This is a genomic window from Robinsoniella sp. KNHs210 (assembly GCF_000686105.1).
Lineage (GTDB): Bacteria > Bacillota > Clostridia > Lachnospirales > Lachnospiraceae > Robinsoniella > Robinsoniella peoriensis.
Genome location: NZ_JMLZ01000001.1, coordinates 1,529,583 through 1,546,602 on the forward strand (window position 1 = coordinate 1,529,583; position 17,020 = coordinate 1,546,602).

The 17,020-nt window shown below is 44.0% G+C and carries 11 protein-coding genes; 9 read left to right on the plus strand and 2 right to left on the minus strand.

Features of this window, described 5'->3' with window-relative positions; translation table 11 throughout:
* Positions 1-14 precede the first annotated feature (14 nt).
* From CD03_RS0105920 to CD03_RS0105935, 4 genes are all read left to right on the plus strand, one after another.
* On the plus strand, positions 15-1,520 hold the full coding sequence (locus CD03_RS0105920) for a sugar ABC transporter ATP-binding protein (RefSeq protein WP_027292843.1): 1,506 nt from the start codon (positions 15-17) through the stop codon (positions 1,518-1,520).
* Positions 1,498-2,463: an ABC transporter permease gene (locus CD03_RS0105925; protein ID WP_027292844.1), complete on the plus strand. Its 966-nt coding sequence runs from the start codon at positions 1,498-1,500 to the stop codon at positions 2,461-2,463. The genes CD03_RS0105920 and CD03_RS0105925 overlap by 23 nt, the downstream gene beginning before the upstream one ends.
* A gap of 57 nt (positions 2,464-2,520) precedes the next feature.
* Complete coding sequence (locus CD03_RS0105930; RefSeq protein ID WP_027292845.1) at positions 2,521-3,696, plus strand: Gfo/Idh/MocA family protein; 1,176 nt, start codon at positions 2,521-2,523, stop codon at positions 3,694-3,696.
* Positions 3,697-4,289: 593 nt separating this feature from the next.
* Positions 4,290-5,267: an Rpn family recombination-promoting nuclease/putative transposase gene (locus CD03_RS0105935; protein ID WP_027292846.1), complete on the plus strand. Its 978-nt coding sequence runs from the start codon at positions 4,290-4,292 to the stop codon at positions 5,265-5,267.
* A gap of 161 nt (positions 5,268-5,428) precedes the next feature.
* Here the strand turns inward: CD03_RS0105935 and CD03_RS0105940 are convergent, their stop codons facing one another.
* Together CD03_RS0105940 and CD03_RS0105945 are read right to left on the minus strand one after the other, a co-directional pair.
* Entirely contained in the window at positions 5,429-7,462 is a 2,034-nt protein-coding gene (locus CD03_RS0105940; protein ID WP_027292847.1) for a LacI family DNA-binding transcriptional regulator, read from the minus strand.
* Between the two features lie 137 nt (positions 7,463-7,599).
* Positions 7,600-9,114 (minus strand): xylulokinase, encoded by a 1,515-nt coding sequence (locus CD03_RS0105945; protein ID WP_027292848.1) that lies wholly within the window; start codon positions 9,112-9,114, stop codon positions 7,600-7,602.
* A gap of 421 nt (positions 9,115-9,535) precedes the next feature.
* Here CD03_RS0105945 and CD03_RS0105950 point away from each other — a divergent pair, with 421 nt between their 5' ends.
* The 5 genes from CD03_RS0105950 (at position 9,536) to CD03_RS0105970 (ending at position 17,019) form a co-directional block, all read left to right on the plus strand.
* Entirely contained in the window at positions 9,536-12,331 is a 2,796-nt protein-coding gene (locus tag CD03_RS0105950) for an alpha-L-rhamnosidase (protein ID WP_027292849.1), read from the plus strand.
* A gap of 15 nt (positions 12,332-12,346) precedes the next feature.
* A complete protein-coding gene (locus CD03_RS0105955; RefSeq protein WP_027292850.1) occupies positions 12,347-13,495 on the plus strand; it encodes a sugar ABC transporter substrate-binding protein in 1,149 nt (382 codons plus the stop codon).
* Between the two features lie 104 nt (positions 13,496-13,599).
* Positions 13,600-15,090, plus strand: a complete 1,491-nt coding sequence (locus CD03_RS0105960) for a sugar ABC transporter ATP-binding protein (protein WP_156042792.1) — start codon at positions 13,600-13,602, stop codon at positions 15,088-15,090.
* 1 nt (position 15,091) lies between these two features.
* Positions 15,092-16,045 carry an ABC transporter permease gene (locus CD03_RS0105965; RefSeq protein WP_027292852.1) on the plus strand — a complete coding sequence of 318 codons (954 nt, stop codon included), beginning with the start codon at positions 15,092-15,094 and terminating at the stop codon, positions 16,043-16,045.
* 14 nt (positions 16,046-16,059) lie between these two features.
* Positions 16,060-17,019, plus strand: a complete 960-nt coding sequence (locus CD03_RS0105970) for a glycoside hydrolase family 88 protein (RefSeq protein ID WP_027292853.1) — start codon at positions 16,060-16,062, stop codon at positions 17,017-17,019.
* The last annotated feature ends 1 nt before the right edge of the window (position 17,020 follow it).

Consider the following 17,020-nt stretch of genomic DNA (forward strand, 5'->3'; position numbering starts at 1 on the left):
ACATGGAGGTCAATATGAGTCAATATGTATTAGAACTAAAAGGGATAAAAAAGTCCTTTGGAGCCGTATCGGTCCTAAAGGGGGTGGACTTCTCTCTTACAAAAGGAGAGGTACATGCTCTGGTGGGAGGGAATGGTGCCGGTAAATCTACGCTGATGAAGATTATGACAGGCGTCTACACCAGGGACGATGGGGAGATCTATATAGATGACAGACAGGTAATGATTCACAGCACCCATGATGCGAAGGATAACGGGATTGCCATGATTTTTCAGGAACTGTCACTGGTGCAGACAATGACAGTGGCGGAAAATATATTTCTGGGAGAGGAAGTAACCAGACATGGCATCCGGGATACCGCCTATATGAATAAAAAAGCCAAGGAAGTTCTGGATGAGCTGGGGATTGCTGCAGATCCTGATGTTCCGGTCAATAAACTCAGCGTGGGGATGAGCCAGATGATTGAAATTGCCAAAGCAGTTTCCAAGCAGGCACGTATACTGGTTTTGGATGAACCAACAGCAGCGCTTTCTGATTCTGAGACGGCAGAATTATTCAAGATGATAGGGGATTTGAAAGAAAAAGGGGTATCCATGGTATATATTTCCCATCGAATGAATGAGATTATGCAGATAGCCGATTCCATTACCATATTAAGGGACGGTGTCAATGTGGATAACGATGCAGTCTGTAATCTGACCCTGGATGATATTATTGCACACATGATCGGCGGGGCAGGTGTGAATAAAAAGTTCGATTGGATAGAGCGCAAATATGATAAAAAGGGTGCGGATATTCTTACGGTTCAGCATCTGAATATTAACAGTAAGCTTCAGGATATTTCCTTCTCCCTTAAAAAAGGTGAAATCCTGGGTTTTGCCGGACTTATGGGAAGCGGAAGGACTGAAATCCTGGAAACTTTGTTTGGCGTCAGAAAAAAAGAAAGCGGTACGGTTTTGTTAAATGGAAAGGTAATCGAAGTGAAGAGTACCAGGGATGCTGTTAAAGCGGGGTTTGCCCTGATCCCGGAAGACAGGCGGAAACAGGGGCTGGTGCTGATTCATTCTGTTAAGGAAAATGCTATTTTGCCCATCGTAACGAAACTGAGAAAGAAGAAGATTCTGGTTGATGAAAAAGCAGCAGACGAAATGGTTGCAAAGAACATTGAGCAGCTGAATATTATCACGGATGGTATACAGAAGAGAATTAATCTGCTGTCCGGTGGAAATCAGCAAAAAGTTGTAATTGCCAAATGGCTGAATATGAATCCTCAGATCATGATGTTGGATGAACCCACAGCCGGTGTGGATATTGGAGCGAAGACGGAAATTATTGAACTGATCCGTAATTTTGCTGATGAGGGTAAGGGAGTAATTTTCGTGTCCTCGGAATTGACAGAGCTGATGGCGGTCTGTGACCGTATTATAATCCTGTATGATGGAAGGATTACGGGAGAAATAGAACGTAAAGAGATAAAAGCAGAGGAGGAGTTACAGTATGCAATCCAAAAAGGGGAATAGACTTGGGAATTTGCAGTGGGATAAGTATATGGTTTACATTATCTTTGTTGCCGTATTTATTGTATTCAGCGTAACGCTGGGAAATAAAGGGTTTTTAGGTGCGAATAACCTATTGAACGTACTAAGGCAGACGGCAATGATATCCGTAATGGCAGTTGCCTGTACCTTTGTTATGGCTGCGGGACAGATTGATTTGACGGTTGGAGCAGTTGCGGCAATGACAGCAATGATCGTGTCATTGATCCTGAAGAGTACCAACTCCATTTTACTCGCTTTGGCAGCCGGACTTGGATTCGGATGCCTGGTAGGTCTGGTAAACGGTATATTAATCACAAAACTTCGTCTGCCGGCATTTTTGGCGACGATGGGTATGATGCAGGTAGTAAGGGGAAGCGCAATGTGGATAACGGATACGGCGGCAGTTCCCATTGAAAATACAGGATTTAATTTTATCTTTGGAGTGGGAAATATCGCCGGCATTCCGGTTTTGATTTTATGGACGGTTTTATTTTACATAATCGGCATTCTGATATTTAACAAAACAGCGTTTGGACGCCATACACTTGCGACAGGAGGTAATGAAGTTTCGGCAGGGTACAGTGGAATTAATACCGTAAAAGTGAAGATCACCGCTTTTATTATGTCAGGTGCATTTGCAGCATTTGCGGGAATCATGTATGCAGCGCGTCTACAGGCAGGCCGTTATTCTTATGGAGACGGGGACGAGATGTCTGTCATTGCTGCAGTAGTACTGGGCGGAACCTCTATGTCAGGCGGCACAGGATCCGTAATCGGTGCATTATTTGGATCTATTTTAATGGGACTTATTAACAACGCATTGATTCTGGCTGGACTTAGCAGCGCACAGCAGACAATTGTCAAAGGGGCAATCATTGTTGTTGCGGTTGCACTCAGTAATCTGGCGCAGAAGAAAAAGAACTGACAATGATAAGGATAAAAATTGAGCGTTCAAACACATTGAACAGAGAGGAAAATGACAATGAAAAAATTAAATGTAGGTTTAATCGGAGCAGGATTTATGGGAAAAGCACACGTAGTGGGGTATTCAAATTTGCCAAAACTATTTTGGCCGGCACCGGCAATGCCTGTTATGAAAACAATTTGTGATATTGAACCGGAAATTGCTGCGGATGCAAAAGAAAGATTTGGTTTTGAAAAATGGTGTTCCGATTACCGGGAAATTATTCAGGATCCGGAAATAGATGTTGTAAGTATCTGTACGCCAAACAATGCCCATGCAGAAATCGCCATTGCTGCTCTGAAGGCAGGGAAACATGTGATCTGTGAAAAGCCTATTGCTTCTACTTTGGAAGATGCAGAAAAAATGGCAAATGCAGCAGAAGAAGCGGCGAAACAGGGGATTATCAGCATGAATGCGTATCAGTACCGCCGGGTGCCTGCCCTTGTACTTGCGAAAAAGTTCATCGATGAGGGTTCTCTTGGCAGGATATTGAATGTACGATGTACTTATCTGCAAAGCTGGTCTGCGGATCCTTCCTCACCGTTGTCCTGGAGATTTCAGAAAAAAGTGGCCGGAGCAGGTACTCTGGGAGATATTGCATCCCATGTAATCGATATCGCGCAGTATCTGGCAGGAGATATTGATGAAGTAGTGTCTATGATGCAGACTTATATTACTGAAAGGCCGGTACAGGAAGGGGGAACGGACCTTCTGGGAACAGTCAAGATGGATTCCAATGCAAAGAAAGAGGCGGTGGATGTAGATGATGAAGACTCATTTCTGGTTCGTTTCAAGAGCGGTGCAGTGGGAAGCATTGAAGCCACCAGAAATGCATGGGGAAGGAACAATTTTATTACTGTGGAACTTCATGGAACACTTGGCAGCGTATGTTTTAATTATGAGAGGCTTAATGAACTGCAGGTTTGCTGGGCAAACGATCCCGATGACAGGCGTGGATTTAAAACTATTTATACGGGTCCCGCGCATTTTTATGGAGATGCAACCTGGAATATTCCGGGCATGAATATCGGCTATGGAGAGCTGAAGGCGATTGAAATGTTTGACTTTGTAAGTGCTATTGTAAACGGAGAGCAGCCTTCTACCAGATTTTCCGTGGGATATGGAGTTGAGAAAGTTTGTGCAGCGGTAGCAAAATCTGCGGGCAGCAGGCAGTGGGAGAAGGTGCAGGAATAAGCGCTGAAATAAGGGCAGGATTATGAATAAGTAATGGGATAATTATTTAATGCCGGAGGATTTAATGATAAAGAAGGCGGGATAGGTTATGTACGGGTGAGTGTACATGATCTATTTCGTTTTTCGCGTTTTCTGATGACATATGCGCCAATACAGGCGAACAGTTTATAAGGGAACAACTATTCATATTATATTTGGGTTTAACTAAGTAAAAACGTTTTGTGTTTTGGGAGCGTATGGTAATGAACAAGTGCAGAATGTTCCTTGTTCTTTGAGCAGATCAAGGCTTTAACCAGACTATTCATTTTAAAATACGCAGAAAGAATGATTGCTGTATACGGACAAAATATAACATATTATTTATAAAAAATCTATTGAGAAAATGTTGCAATTAAAAATAAAAATAGAACTTGAAATAATGATATAAGTGTTGTATAATGTAAAAAAGAAATACAGAGATACATTTCAAAAACACTTCTACTTCAAAAATTCTTAAGGCTCATCACTAATCTGGTACATTTTCAGTACAGTTTCCCTTTAGATTTGATTATTAATTTTTGTGTCTTTGTATTCGGAATGAATAGGAGGAATTTATGACACAAGAAAAAGATATCGCAGCAAAAATATTTCTGGGCAAGCCGGAACACTTCGCAGACTTATATAACGGAGCGTGTTTTAACGGAAATCAAATCATACACGCCGAAGATTTGGTTCCGCTGGACTCAGCACAGGAATATCTGCCGGGTAAAACGGATGCCGCTAAAAGGTCAGTACGTAGAAACCGTGACATCATTAAGAAAGCAACTCTTGGGGCAGATTTTCTAATTCTTGCCTGTGAAAACCAGGAGCATGTTCATTATGCAATGGTAATTCGTAATATGCTGTATGATGCTATGAATTATGCAGACCAGGTAAAGCAATTACAAAGAAACTATAAACAAACAGGGAAATATGGAACTGCAGAAGAATTCTTATCAGGCATGAAGAAAAAGGATAAGCTGCATCCGGTTTTTACATTGGTGGTATACTTTGGAGAAAAACCCTGGGATGGCAGCCTGAATTTACACGATATGCTTCATTTGTCCGGTGATCTGGAGAAGTTCCTTCCATATTTGCCGAACTATAAATTAAATGTTTTGGATGTAAAACGGATAGCGCATCTGGAATATTTTCAAACAGACTTAAGAGAAGTATTTGGCATTATAAAATATGCTGATGACAAGTGCCAAATGAAAGCCCATGTGGAGAAGAACAGGATCAGATACAGTAAGTTGCTTCGGGAAACGATAGAGATAATTTTTATCTTATTGGGTGAAGATTCAAAGATGGAAGAGATAATAGAACAGGCGCAGGTAAATGATAAGGAGGAATACGATATGTGTAAAGCATTTGAAGATATGAGAAGTGAAGGCCGAATGGAAGGGCGTGTGGAAGGTCGGGTGGAAGGAGAACGGATGTTTGCAGAGCTGACGTTACATTTAATAAATGATAACCGAACCATAGATTTGAAAAAAGCGGTAACGGATAAAGATATAAGAGAAAATCTATATCAGGAATACAGTTTGGCATAACAGTATATCCCTTGAAATGGATATTACTGAGGCTGTAAAGCCCTCTGGCTATGCATGATATGAGCACCGGTTTCCGGTGCTCTGCTTGGGTTTAGGACAGCATCACTTACTCACCTGACCCCAAATTATTCATAATGTTTTGCTAAAAGTGCGCTGCAAGGCTACTCTTTCGAAAAAATATAATTAGGATTTTCCTTCAGTGCCAGCTTTAATGCAGAAGAAGGCTCCGCTTTGAACACCTTCTTCCAGGATTTTAAAAGGTTTTCCGGTGTGACAACAATTGGTTCAATGCCGATAAAAGAAGGTGTCTTTTTATGAAGCAGAGCGTTGGCGGCTGCCATGGCGATTGCCTGTCCCTGCTCATAGGAACATTGGGCGCTGATCATTTTGATCATCCCTCCTTTTGCCAGATTCTGAGCGATAGAATAATCCAGATCTCCGGTTACGATGGCGATGTCCGTGCGTTCCATCTGGGTTAAGGCAGCCATTGCTTCCATAGCAGGCCCTTCCCATGAAACATAGAGTGCTTCGATTTCAGGATGCCGTTTTACCAGATCCAGTGTTTGCTTAAATACGTCTTCTTCGGAGCAAAATGCAATCGTACCGCAGACCTGGAGATCGGGATATTCTTCGGTTATTACCTGTTCGGCTGCCCGGTCTCTCTGGTTGGTAGCGTAAAAATTGGCGCCGTGTTTGATAAATGCCAGCTTTGTGAATCCGTGCTTTTGCATATATTCGCCCAGACCGTGTCCCATATTGCGTCCGTGAGAGTGCTCGTTGACAGAAACACAGCAGACATAATCATCCGGTGTCAGTCCATCCGGGACATTGGTAATTAAAATCAGCCGGGAAGAGCTATGGGGAATATTTTGAAAGGCATGGGCAGTTTTTTCATTATCTGTCGGTATGGCGATCAGAATATCGGGTTCCAAAAGCTTAAGGCTTTCCAGTTGTCTGCATTGCAGTTCCGGGTTAAAGTGGGCATCAGTAATCGCTATGATAGAAATGCCCAGATTGTCAAAGATATCACGGATTCCTTTCTGGTGCAGCTCCATCCATGCTTTGCCGGCATAGTGGAAAGAAATAGCAGCTGTGTAATTTTTCTCCCGCAGGGTCTGTTCTTCGGAAGGCGTCAGAGCCAGGGATTCAATAGTTTCTGCTTTTTCCCCGAAAGGTCCCCGTCCAATGCCGCAGGTGGAATCTCTGACGTTTAACTTGGAGGGAATGACTATTTTTCTGCAGGGCAGCAATGTAGGGGAATTAATGCGCTCGATCAGTGCACTAACTGCCAAATTTGCGATTTCAGCAGTATTCTGCTCTACCGTTGTAAGGGGGGGATTATGCAGTGCCGCCCAATCAAACTCATTAAATACCACCAGGGAAACATCATTCGGGCAGCTGATATTGTGCGAATCCATATAGTGCAGCAATGGAAGCAGAATAGAATAATTTGCTGCCAGTATGGCAGTGGGTGCATCATATCCTGTAAAAAGCTGGTTCAGCACATTATATATATCCTGTGAGTTGTGCAGATTGGTCACGATATATTTGGAGTTCGCATCGATTCCGTACTTCTGCAGCGCCTGCATAAATCCCATCAGCCTTTTTGGTGAACGGTCCTGGGAAGATCCCAGATAAGCGATTTGTTCGTGCCCGTTTTTAATTAAATGTCTGGTTGCCTTATATCCCCCATCACAGCTGTCAGATACAATAGTGTCCGCTTTATAATTTTCCAGTTCTCTGCCCAGAATTACAACAGGGAAATTTACATGGTTCAAAAAGGATTCCTGAATGGTTTCTTCTTCATCAGGAAAGACAATGGCACCTGCGGCTTCCGGTGCATTAGTTAAGTAACGGTTAATAATATCCAATCTGTTTGGATCGTATGAGTACTCAAAGGATAGCAGAGAATAGGGCGTATTTTTTAAAAGCGCTTCTGCCTGTTTCTCAATCTGCTGTTGAAAGTTACTTTTCCTGTTAGATTTCAGGAAGAGGACATATTTGGCATCCGTTGAGGACTGAGTAAGAGATTTGTTCTTCTTGATAACGAAATTAGGCGGATGATCCAGCTCCTGGATTGCTTTTTCCACCCGTTCAACAAGTTCCGGACTGACGAAACGGGTCTTGTTTACAACATGGGATACGGTAGAGGTGGATACACCGGCCATTTTAGCGATGTCTGTTATTGTTGCCATAGCAGTAGCTCCAATTCTTTAAATTTTATGTAAGCATCTGTGATTCCTGTTTACTTTATTATAAAATAGGAGAGCAAGGCTTGTCAATGAAATTTGCGCAAATTTTATCGAACCATTGTATTGTATCAAATATATATTTACATTTTCTGAAATACATTTTTTAAAGCTTCATAGCAATCGTTAAATAATTCTTTCGCAGGCAGGTATTCAGTTACTGCCTGTTCATCCGGCATGTGCACCGATCGGATTTCAAGAAATCGGCCAATGGCACTGAAGTTTTCGAAAATACCGGCACCTACCCCGGCATTTACCGCTGCGCCCATAGCACCTGCTTCGTCCAAAAGTGCAGGTACTGTTATCTGCGTATTAAAGACATCTGCCATCATTTGGCGCCAGACGGCTCCTTTGGCTCCGCCGCCAAGAACCATTATCTGAGAGACCGGAGTCTGCAGCCGGAGTACATCCAGTATGAGGGACAGGTTCATGGTAATTCCCTCCAGTACACTGCGGCAGATATCGTTTCTGGTGGTTTCCGGTTTTATCCCAATCCAGGCGCCTTTCGCCCGGGCATCCCATCGGGGAGCACGCTCGCCCAGAAGATAGGGCAGGAAGATCAGATTGTTGGAGCCGATTGGACTTTTGCTGATCTCTCTGTTAATAAAATCATAAGCAGAGATTTGGGCTGATTCAGCATCTTCAGACTCCTTTTGACAGATGACGGATTTCAGCCAGCTGTAGGATCCTCCGGCATACTGCATTGTTCCATTAGGGGCATACATACCCGGAACCATATGTGCCCAGGTGACTGTGCGCATTTGCTCATCATACAGGGGGGCGTCTGAAGTAGTGGTGATCCATGCGGAAGTTCCCAGACAGCAAAATGTCTTTCCAGGCGAAATAGAACCGGCACCCACATTGGTGGCAACACCGTCCCCCGCTCCGATTATCACCGGAGTCCCGGCGGACAGGCCCGTTAGAAGCGCCGCCTTTGCAGTTACGCCACCCGCACAGAACGTGGAAGGTTTGGGGTCAGGCAGCTTATCAATGGGTATTTCTGCATAGGATAAGAGTTTCTCCGACCAGGAAAATGTTTTAATATCAAAAAAGCCGCAGCTGTTTGCGTCTGAGTAGTCGGTGCAGAAGGTACCGGTCAGTTGAAAGACAATGTAGTCCTTCGCATTCAGGATTTTATAAGTCTGATTATAAATTTCGGGTTCATGGTCTCTGATCCACATAAGCTTCTGAATGCCATAGGAGGCAGTGTTTGGGTGCCCTACGATCTGATAATAGTCCTTCTGGCTGATCTTGCTTTCTACTGCTTTGGATTGGGATACGGCACGCTGGTCGGCCCAGATGATAGAAGGGCGAAGCGGTTGTCCGTACCTGTCCACACAGAGGCAGCCCATCATCTGGCCGCTGAAGCTGACAGCCTTAATCTGTTCCGGTGCAATTCCGGTCACTGCAATAAGTTCCCGGGTACTGCGGCAGACGGCCTGCCACCAGTCATCTGCATTCTGTTCAACCCATGTGTCATTAAAATAGTGAGTATTGTAAGTGACAATCCGGCTTTTTTCAAGTGTTCCGTCCGTACAGAATAGCGTAGCTTTATTTCCGGAAGTGCCTAAATCATGTGCCAGCAGATATTGTTTCATATAAAGTCCCCCATTTCTATTTTGTTAGAATATAATGTAACTATGTAGGTACATTATAAAACGAAACAATGGAGATAGTCAATCATAAAAATATTGAAAACGAAATAAATTTTATATATTTTTAAAAACCATTTTTTGCTAATGTTACAACATTGGTTATTTAGAAAACGGTTATTTATTTGTTAAATATGCACAAAAATAGCATGTATAAAAATTATGAAAACGACAAAGATAACAAAAATATTTGACAAACAACAAAAAAGGGAATAATATGATGACATAATAAAAAAACGATTGCATGAGAGAAACAAGAAATAGTTGGAGTTATCCCATCGATTCTCAGCGGCATGTATCAGTAAACTAGTATTTCTTTTTTTTGAATTAAAAGAAAACGATTTTATGATGTACACACGAAGAGGCGATGGAAGATAAATATACTTCAGATATGACAGGCATGCTTGAAGGAAGTGAAGGAATGAATATAAGAGATTTAAGATGCAGCGGTAAACGGCGTCCGCTTCAGGCAGATCCCCGAAATATCACTTTCAGCTGGAATTTAACAGCTAAAGAAAATGGGCAGATACAGACTGGGTATGAAATTTGGCTTGGGCAGGGGGAAACGACTCTTTGGGAATCCGGCAGGAGAACCGGCAGCCAGTGTCTGTATATTCCTTATGAGGGACCAGAATTGAATTACGGGGAGCGTTATGAATGGAAAGTACGGGTTTGGGATAAGGAAAATAAATCCGGTGGCTGGAGTAATCCTGCATGGTTTGAAACCGATTTGGGAGAAGAAAACTGGAAAGCCCTGTGGATTGGATTTGATAAGGTAGTGGGAGAACCCTTTGACAGGGAAAAGCCTTTTTACTGCGCAGATGACTTTCAGTCACAGAAAAATGAATATTATCTGCCTCCGGTTCCCTTCCTGAGGAAGGAATTTATGGTTTCTGGAGGGAAGAAAGTAAGAGCAGCCAGGCTATATGTAAGTGCATTGGGAGTGATAGAGGCTGAGATAAATGGAAGAAAGGTTACAGAGGATGCTTTTATCCCCGGATTCTCTGATTACCGGAAGACCGTGTATACCAGAGCTTATCCGGCAGAGGATTACATAGAGGCAGGCGGTAATGCGATTGGTATCAGGCTGGCAGACGGATGGTATGCAGGTTATATGGGGCTGAATAACCGGGAGTGGTACGGTTCCAAGCCAAGGGTATCCGCAGAACTGCATATTCGTTATGAGGACGGAAGCAGCGATGTCATAAGAACTGATGGCAGCTGGAAGGCTTCCTACGGACCGATTAGAGAGGCTGATATTTTTCAGGGAGAAACTTATGATGCAAATTTAGAACAGGAAGGCTGGTCTTTGGCAGGATTTCAGGATGGGGAATGGGAGCAAGCAGAGACGGGGGCTGAAGTAAATCCCCGAAAACTGCCGCATCCAGGGCCTCCGGTGACAGTACATTGCCATATTATTCCAGAAATTATTAGGTATAAATATGATAAAATTCTTTTAAAGTTTCCTCAGTATGTATGCGGCGTATGCGCCTGTACCGTTACGGGAACTAAAGGCAGCCGATTTACACTGCGTCATGCGGAAATGCTGGATGAACATGGAAAGCTTCATCTGGAAGGAAACCGGTCAGCCAGATGTGAGGATACCTATATATTAAAGGGTGAGGGAAAGGAACATTTCCGTCCGGTATTTACCTATCATGGATTTCGATACGCGGAGATTACGGTGGAGGGGCAGGTAGAGTTTTTATCAATAGAAGGCATTCAAATAGGAAGTGCTCTGCCGGACCCAACCAGATTTCACTGTTCGGATCAAACGGCTAATCAGGTATTTGAAATGGTGCGGATCACGGAGAAGGCAAATATGTTTGAAATTCCCACGGACTGCACAGCCCGGGACGAAAGGCTTGGCTGGGGAATGGAGGGAAACCATTTCATGTATGCCATGGCTTATCTGAATGACCAAAGTGAAGCCATACATAAATGGTGCCGGGATATTTTTGACGGGCAGCGGGCGGACGGGGCATTGGAAGCCATTGCTCCTGCTGTTGTAATGAAGGATATTGAGCCCTTTATTGGTGATCTTCAGTCTAACCACGGACTTTATATGGTACATGCTTTATATAAAATATATGGAGATCTGGATGCAGTCAGGCATTACATAGAGCCCCTGAAGAGATACTTTGAATTTCTGGAGAAGAACAGTGATCGCTATCTGCGCTACGCCACAAGCTGTGACTGGCTGGGGATTTTAGAGGAAACAGATCATTCGGACACGAACCACGGATATGGAGAATGCTCATCCCTGATGTTGGGAACAGCCCACTATGCAGTGGCGGCAGATATGATGGCAGAACTGTGCGGGGCTGTGAAAGATGAAGCGGAAACTGCCTACCGCCTTCTGCATAAAAACATTATAAAAGCATACCAGAAAAACTTCATCGAACGCAGCGGCATGCTGCGCAGGGGGAAACAGGGGGACTATCTGATGGCGCTTTATGGGGATATGATACCCCGGGGAGCATTGCCAAGGGTGTTGGCTTATTTTAGAAAACAGCTGTTAAAATCCGGGTATATCCGGTGGTTCGGAGGAACTCCGACCACGCCATATTTTCTCAAAACTCTCAAAAAATATGGAATGAATGACCTGGCTAACCAGTTTCTCACAGCCACGACCTATCCAAGTATTGGTTATATGCACAAAATGGGATTCGATACGATCTGGGAGCGGTGGGATGCAGTTTTTGAAGACGGCACGATACATCCACAGGTTATGAATGCTATTTCCCATGAAGGGTATGCGGCAGTAGGTGATTATTTTATATCCGGGCTTGCCGGAATTGAGGCAGTGGAGCCAGGATTCAAGAAGATTTTATTCGAACCCGGCATATCCACGGAAATTACGTCAGCAAGCGCCAGGTATCAGAGCATTTACGGTGAGATTGCTGTGAACTGGGAGTGGAAACATGGAATATTCTCCATGAAGTGTCAGGTACCAGTTAACACACAGGCGGTAATACATCTGCCGAAAGGCAGCAAAAATCCCGGATTTAATTCCGGAAAGCCGGACAGCATGCAGCAGGAAGGAAACAGAATAAGGATCTGGATTTCCTCGGGTGTCTATGAACTGAAGGCAGAGCTTATGAACCTGCAGGATTATTATACACGACAGTGTATTAATAATAGAGAACTATTTATAAATTAAACGGAGGTAAGGAATATGAAGAAAAAAATGGTAAGCATGGTACTTTGTATGGCAATGGCAGTTTCTTTACTGGCTGGATGCAGCGGTGGGAATGCAAAGGAAACATCAGCAACGGAGACAAAATCGGCAGATACAAAAGCAGCAGAAACGAAAGCGGCAGAGACAAAAGGGGAAGCAGAAACGGATGCAGCGTCTGAGGCTGGTGGCACTGAAGTGGCTGATACGCAGCAGGAAGCTGGGAAGAGCTACAACATCGGCTATTGCAACCAGCAGTTAAAGGAAGATTTCTTCATCACAGTGGAAGCAGGGCTTAAAAAAGCTTGCGAAGACTTAGGCTATGAGTACAACCTGGCAAATACAGACCGGGATTCCTCCAAGATGAAGACGGGGATTGACAGTCTGGTAACGATGGGCGCGGATATTATCGTAGATTTTAACTGCCTTCCCGAACAGGGAGCAGCCAGCAGTGAACAGCTGGAGGCGGAAGGTATCCCAATGCTTTCGGTAGATTCCGATTACGGTGATGTTGCTTATTTCTTTGGTGTAAACAATTACGATGCAGGTGTGGCTTTAGGAGAAGGCCTGAGTGCTTATGTGGACAGCAGATTCGGCGGAAAACTGGACTATATTGTGTGCCTGTATGACTCCCAGGCAGGTGATGCGGTAAAAGCACGCTGTGACGGTGCGGCAGAAACACTGGCTAAGGCATACAGTGTCAGTGAAGATAATATCGTATGGCTGGATTCCATGGCAGATGATACGAAGACAAAGACTATGACCCAGGACTGGCTGGATTCTCATCCCGATGCTGAAAAGGTTGCTTTTGTAGGACAGAATGATGACCGTGGATATGCCATCACACAGGCTGTTGAAGTCAGCGGAAGAATAGAAAACTGTATCATCGGTTCTCACAATGCTGATCCGGCATCTGTTGAAAACTTACAGAAAGCAAAAGATGATCCCGATGCTAACCCATGGGTAGTAACGGTTTCCTATGAATCCTTTAATTATGGTAAACAGATTGCTGCATATGCAACGGACATCCTGAATGGAAAATGCGCGGATGAAAAGGAAAGATATGCAAAGACAACTGTGGTTACTACAGATAACGTAGATGATTATGTGGCTGAAAGAGATGCAGCACAGTCAGAATTTACAAAGTAAAATAATCCGGCTGGAGAGGAAGGGCGGGGGGATGTTCTCCCCCCTTGCAACTGAGAAATAAGAGACATGCTTCAGAGTAAATTTGGTAAAGCGGGTGATTAGTGGTGGAAAAAATTTTAGAAATGAAACAGATCTATAAAGCGTTTCCCGGTGTTGTGGCGGTGGACAAGGTAGATTTGGATCTGTATAAGGGTGAAGTATTGGCACTCATGGGAGAAAATGGTGCTGGAAAATCAACGCTGATAAAAATCCTTTCCGGCATGTACAGTGCAGATGAAGGGGAGATCATTATCGAAGGGCAGTCCCACAGGGGATTTGACACAAAGGAAGCTATTGACCTGGGAATTGCAGTCATCTACCAGGAGTTGAACTATTTGGACGACCTGTCTGTGGCTGAGAATATTATGCTGGGACAGGTTCCGGTAAAGGGGTCCCTAAGGAGAGTAGACTACCAGGCGCTCTATGCCGGCGTCAAAAATATTATGGAAGACGTAGGGCTGGGACACAGAAAGCCCACTGATATGGTCAGCCGCCTGTCGGTAGCGGAAAAACAGCTGATTGAAATTGCAAGGGCATTTTCACATCATGTAAAGGTACTGGTGATGGATGAACCCACTTCTGCATTAAATGACACAGAGACAAAGAGGCTCTTTCAGCTGATTCGTAAAATAAAGGCGAAAGGCGTGGGGATTATCTATATTTCCCATCGCATGGATGAATTGTTTGAGATAGCAGACCGCATTGAAATTATGAGGGATGGTAAATATGTAACAGCGCTGAAGGTAGAAGACACAAACACCGATGAAGTGGTTTCCCATATGGTAGGAAGGGAAATCAAAGATATGTATCCGGGGCGTTCCTGTGATATTGGAAATGTGGTATTTGAAGTTAAAAATCTGAAAACCAGATTCTTAAAAAATATTGAATTTCATGTAAAAAGCGGAGAAGTAGTGGGATTTTTCGGATTGATGGGGGCAGGCCGTTCTGAAGTGGCAAGGTGCATTTACGGAGCCCAGACTCCGGACTCCATTGAGCTTATTATGGATGGAAAACCCATTGAAAATAAAACCCCTCTGGATTCCCTGAACCATAAGATTTCTTATGTGCCTGCTGAGCGAAAGACCGAGGGTGTCAACCTGATTATGTCAGTAAAAGAGAATATTACCCTTTCTGACATTTCGGGACTTATAAGGAAGAAAAAACTGGACCTGAGGTATGAAAAAGAGATTGCATCCGGATGGAAAGAAAAACTCAGCATCAAAACTCCCAGCATTGAAACAACGTCGGCAAGCCTCTCGGGAGGAAACCAGCAGAAAATAGTCATTGCAAAAGCACTGAATACGTCGCCGGAGTTCATGCTGTTAAACGAGCCTACAAGAGGAATTGATGTAGGAGCCAAGGTAGAAATTTATGACTTAATTAATGGACTGTGCAAAGATGGAAAGGCTGTACTTATGATTTCTTCTGAGCTTCCGGAAATCATGGCAATGAGCGACAGAATTTATGTAATGTGCGAGGGCAGGATTACAGGAGAAGTACAGAAACAGGATTTTAGCCAGGAACATCTTTTGAAATTAGCGATCGGAGAGTGTTGATATGAATAAAGTAAAAAATCTTTTTAAAAATGCCAGCGGTGAACTTAGCGCATTGATCATGCTTCTTATTCTGTGGATTATTTTTGCCATTGGTTCCAGGTATTTTCTTACATTCAGAAATGTTATGAATATTGGTTCTTATATGTCAATTATGGGTACTATGGCGGCCGGCCTTACCGTAGCCATGCTGCTTGCAGGACTGGATGTCTCCCAGTATTCCTTGGCTGCACTTGGGGGAATGGTTCTGGGAATGTGCTATGAAGCTGGACTAAATCCCGTGCTCTGCATCCTGATTACTCTGGTTGTGGGGGTTGCAGGCGGAAGCTTCAATGCATTTATAATTACGGTAATGAAAGTAAACCCCATTATCTGTACGATGGGTACCTCCTTTATTTTCCGTGGGATTGCCTATCTGCTAACCAATGGGCGTTACATACGGCTGGATAACGATGTATTTGATTTTATTGGAAACGGAAAAATCATTGGTGTTCCTGTTTGCCTGATTATAATGGTATTGGCATATCTGTTGATCTGGTATGTATTGAAATACACGAAGTTTGGACGCTCCGTATTCGCGGTAGGCGGCAACATCCAGGTTGCAAAGCTGGCAGGCATTAATACCAACTCTATTCGTTTTCGATGCCATATCCTTGCAGGTGTTACTGCTGTCATGGGCGGTATTATCACGGTAACACAGGCTTCTTCCTGTATGCCGAGCCAGGGATACGGTAATGATATGAACGGTATCTCAGCAGTTATTCTGGGCGGAATCTCCATGGCGGGCGGACGCGGTAATGTCTGGGGAACACTTCTTGGTGTGGCGATTCTCTCTACTTTAGTAAATGGCATGACTCTGGTTGGGCTTCAGGCTTACTGGCAGCAGGTGGTACAGGGCATGGTACTGGTAGTGGCTGTATTTATCGATGCTATGAGAACATCCAAGAGAAATAACTAAAGGAGTCGCCGGATATGATGGGAGAGGTAATGATGAATGTAAAACAGGCAATGTTCTGTATGACAAGGCAGTGTTGGGAGCAGGGGATTTTTGCCCAGGCTATGCTGGAAACCGGTGACTATGAAAACCTTGAACTGGTGGCATACGATATCGTACTCAGACAGAGCACAGACGGTAGACTATGTAATGTAGAGAATACCCCTGCGGTAACGGACAGCAGCTTTTGCGTTCCTGCCATCCTGGCAATGGGCAATCGGACCAATAATGAGGAATATAAGAAAGCAGCGGTTAAAAATATCCGTTATCTTTTAAATGAAGCGCCCAGAAGCCGGGACGGAACACTGTTCCATATGCAGGGGAGCCAGGAAGTATGGGCGGATTCAGCAGCTTTCACCCCCTATGCACTGGCACTGGGAGGTTTTTATAAGGAAGCCTGTAATCAAATGCTTGGTATATTGCAAAAACTTTACGTTCCGGGTAAAAGGCTTTATAATCATATATGGGATGAGAACGAAAGAGCTTTTAAACGTCCACTCGCGTGGGGGGTTGGCAATGGTTGGATTCTGACCGGTCTGCTGCGGCTGCTTTTATGCCTGCCGGAGAAATTCAGGAAAGAAAAAGAGGTTCTGCAGGAACGGTTTACAGAACTGCTTGACAGTATTCTTTCTTATATGACAGAGGACGGAAAATTCCATGATATATTAGACAGCCCCGAGACGTTTTTTGAGACAGAGGTCTGCGCTATGACGGCATACAGTATCTTCCTGGCATACCGGAAGGGACTGGTGGAAAAGGCATACCTTACCAAGGCGTTCGTGATCAGAAAGTATGTATGGAGTATGGCAGGTGCAGACGGACTTGTTCAGGGATGTGCAAGCTCACCGGATTTTATCTATCCGGGAACCTCTGTGGAGGGTCAGGCGCATACGCTTATGATGGAAAAGGCTTTTTCTGATCTCACAAAAACGGAGTAAA

Excerpts from the sequence above, each read along its gene's own strand:
- CD03_RS0105950 (WP_027292849.1), top strand. The coding sequence starts at position 9,536 with ATGGAAGATAAATATACTTCAGATATGACAGGCATGCTTGAAGGAAGT.
- CD03_RS0105940 (WP_027292847.1), bottom strand. The coding sequence starts at position 7,462 with ATGGCAACAATAACAGACATCGCTAAAATGGCCGGTGTATCCACCTCT.
- CD03_RS0105955 (WP_027292850.1), top strand. The coding sequence starts at position 12,347 with ATGAAGAAAAAAATGGTAAGCATGGTACTTTGTATGGCAATGGCAGTT.
- CD03_RS0105970 (WP_027292853.1), top strand. The coding sequence starts at position 16,060 with ATGATGGGAGAGGTAATGATGAATGTAAAACAGGCAATGTTCTGTATG.
- CD03_RS0105945 (WP_027292848.1), bottom strand. The coding sequence starts at position 9,114 with ATGAAACAATATCTGCTGGCACATGATTTAGGCACTTCCGGAAATAAA.
- CD03_RS0105965 (WP_027292852.1), top strand. The coding sequence starts at position 15,092 with ATGAATAAAGTAAAAAATCTTTTTAAAAATGCCAGCGGTGAACTTAGC.
- CD03_RS0105920 (WP_027292843.1), top strand. The coding sequence starts at position 15 with ATGAGTCAATATGTATTAGAACTAAAAGGGATAAAAAAGTCCTTTGGA.
- CD03_RS0105930 (WP_027292845.1), top strand. The coding sequence starts at position 2,521 with ATGAAAAAATTAAATGTAGGTTTAATCGGAGCAGGATTTATGGGAAAA.
- CD03_RS0105935 (WP_027292846.1), top strand. The coding sequence starts at position 4,290 with ATGACACAAGAAAAAGATATCGCAGCAAAAATATTTCTGGGCAAGCCG.
- CD03_RS0105925 (WP_027292844.1), top strand. The coding sequence starts at position 1,498 with ATGCAATCCAAAAAGGGGAATAGACTTGGGAATTTGCAGTGGGATAAG.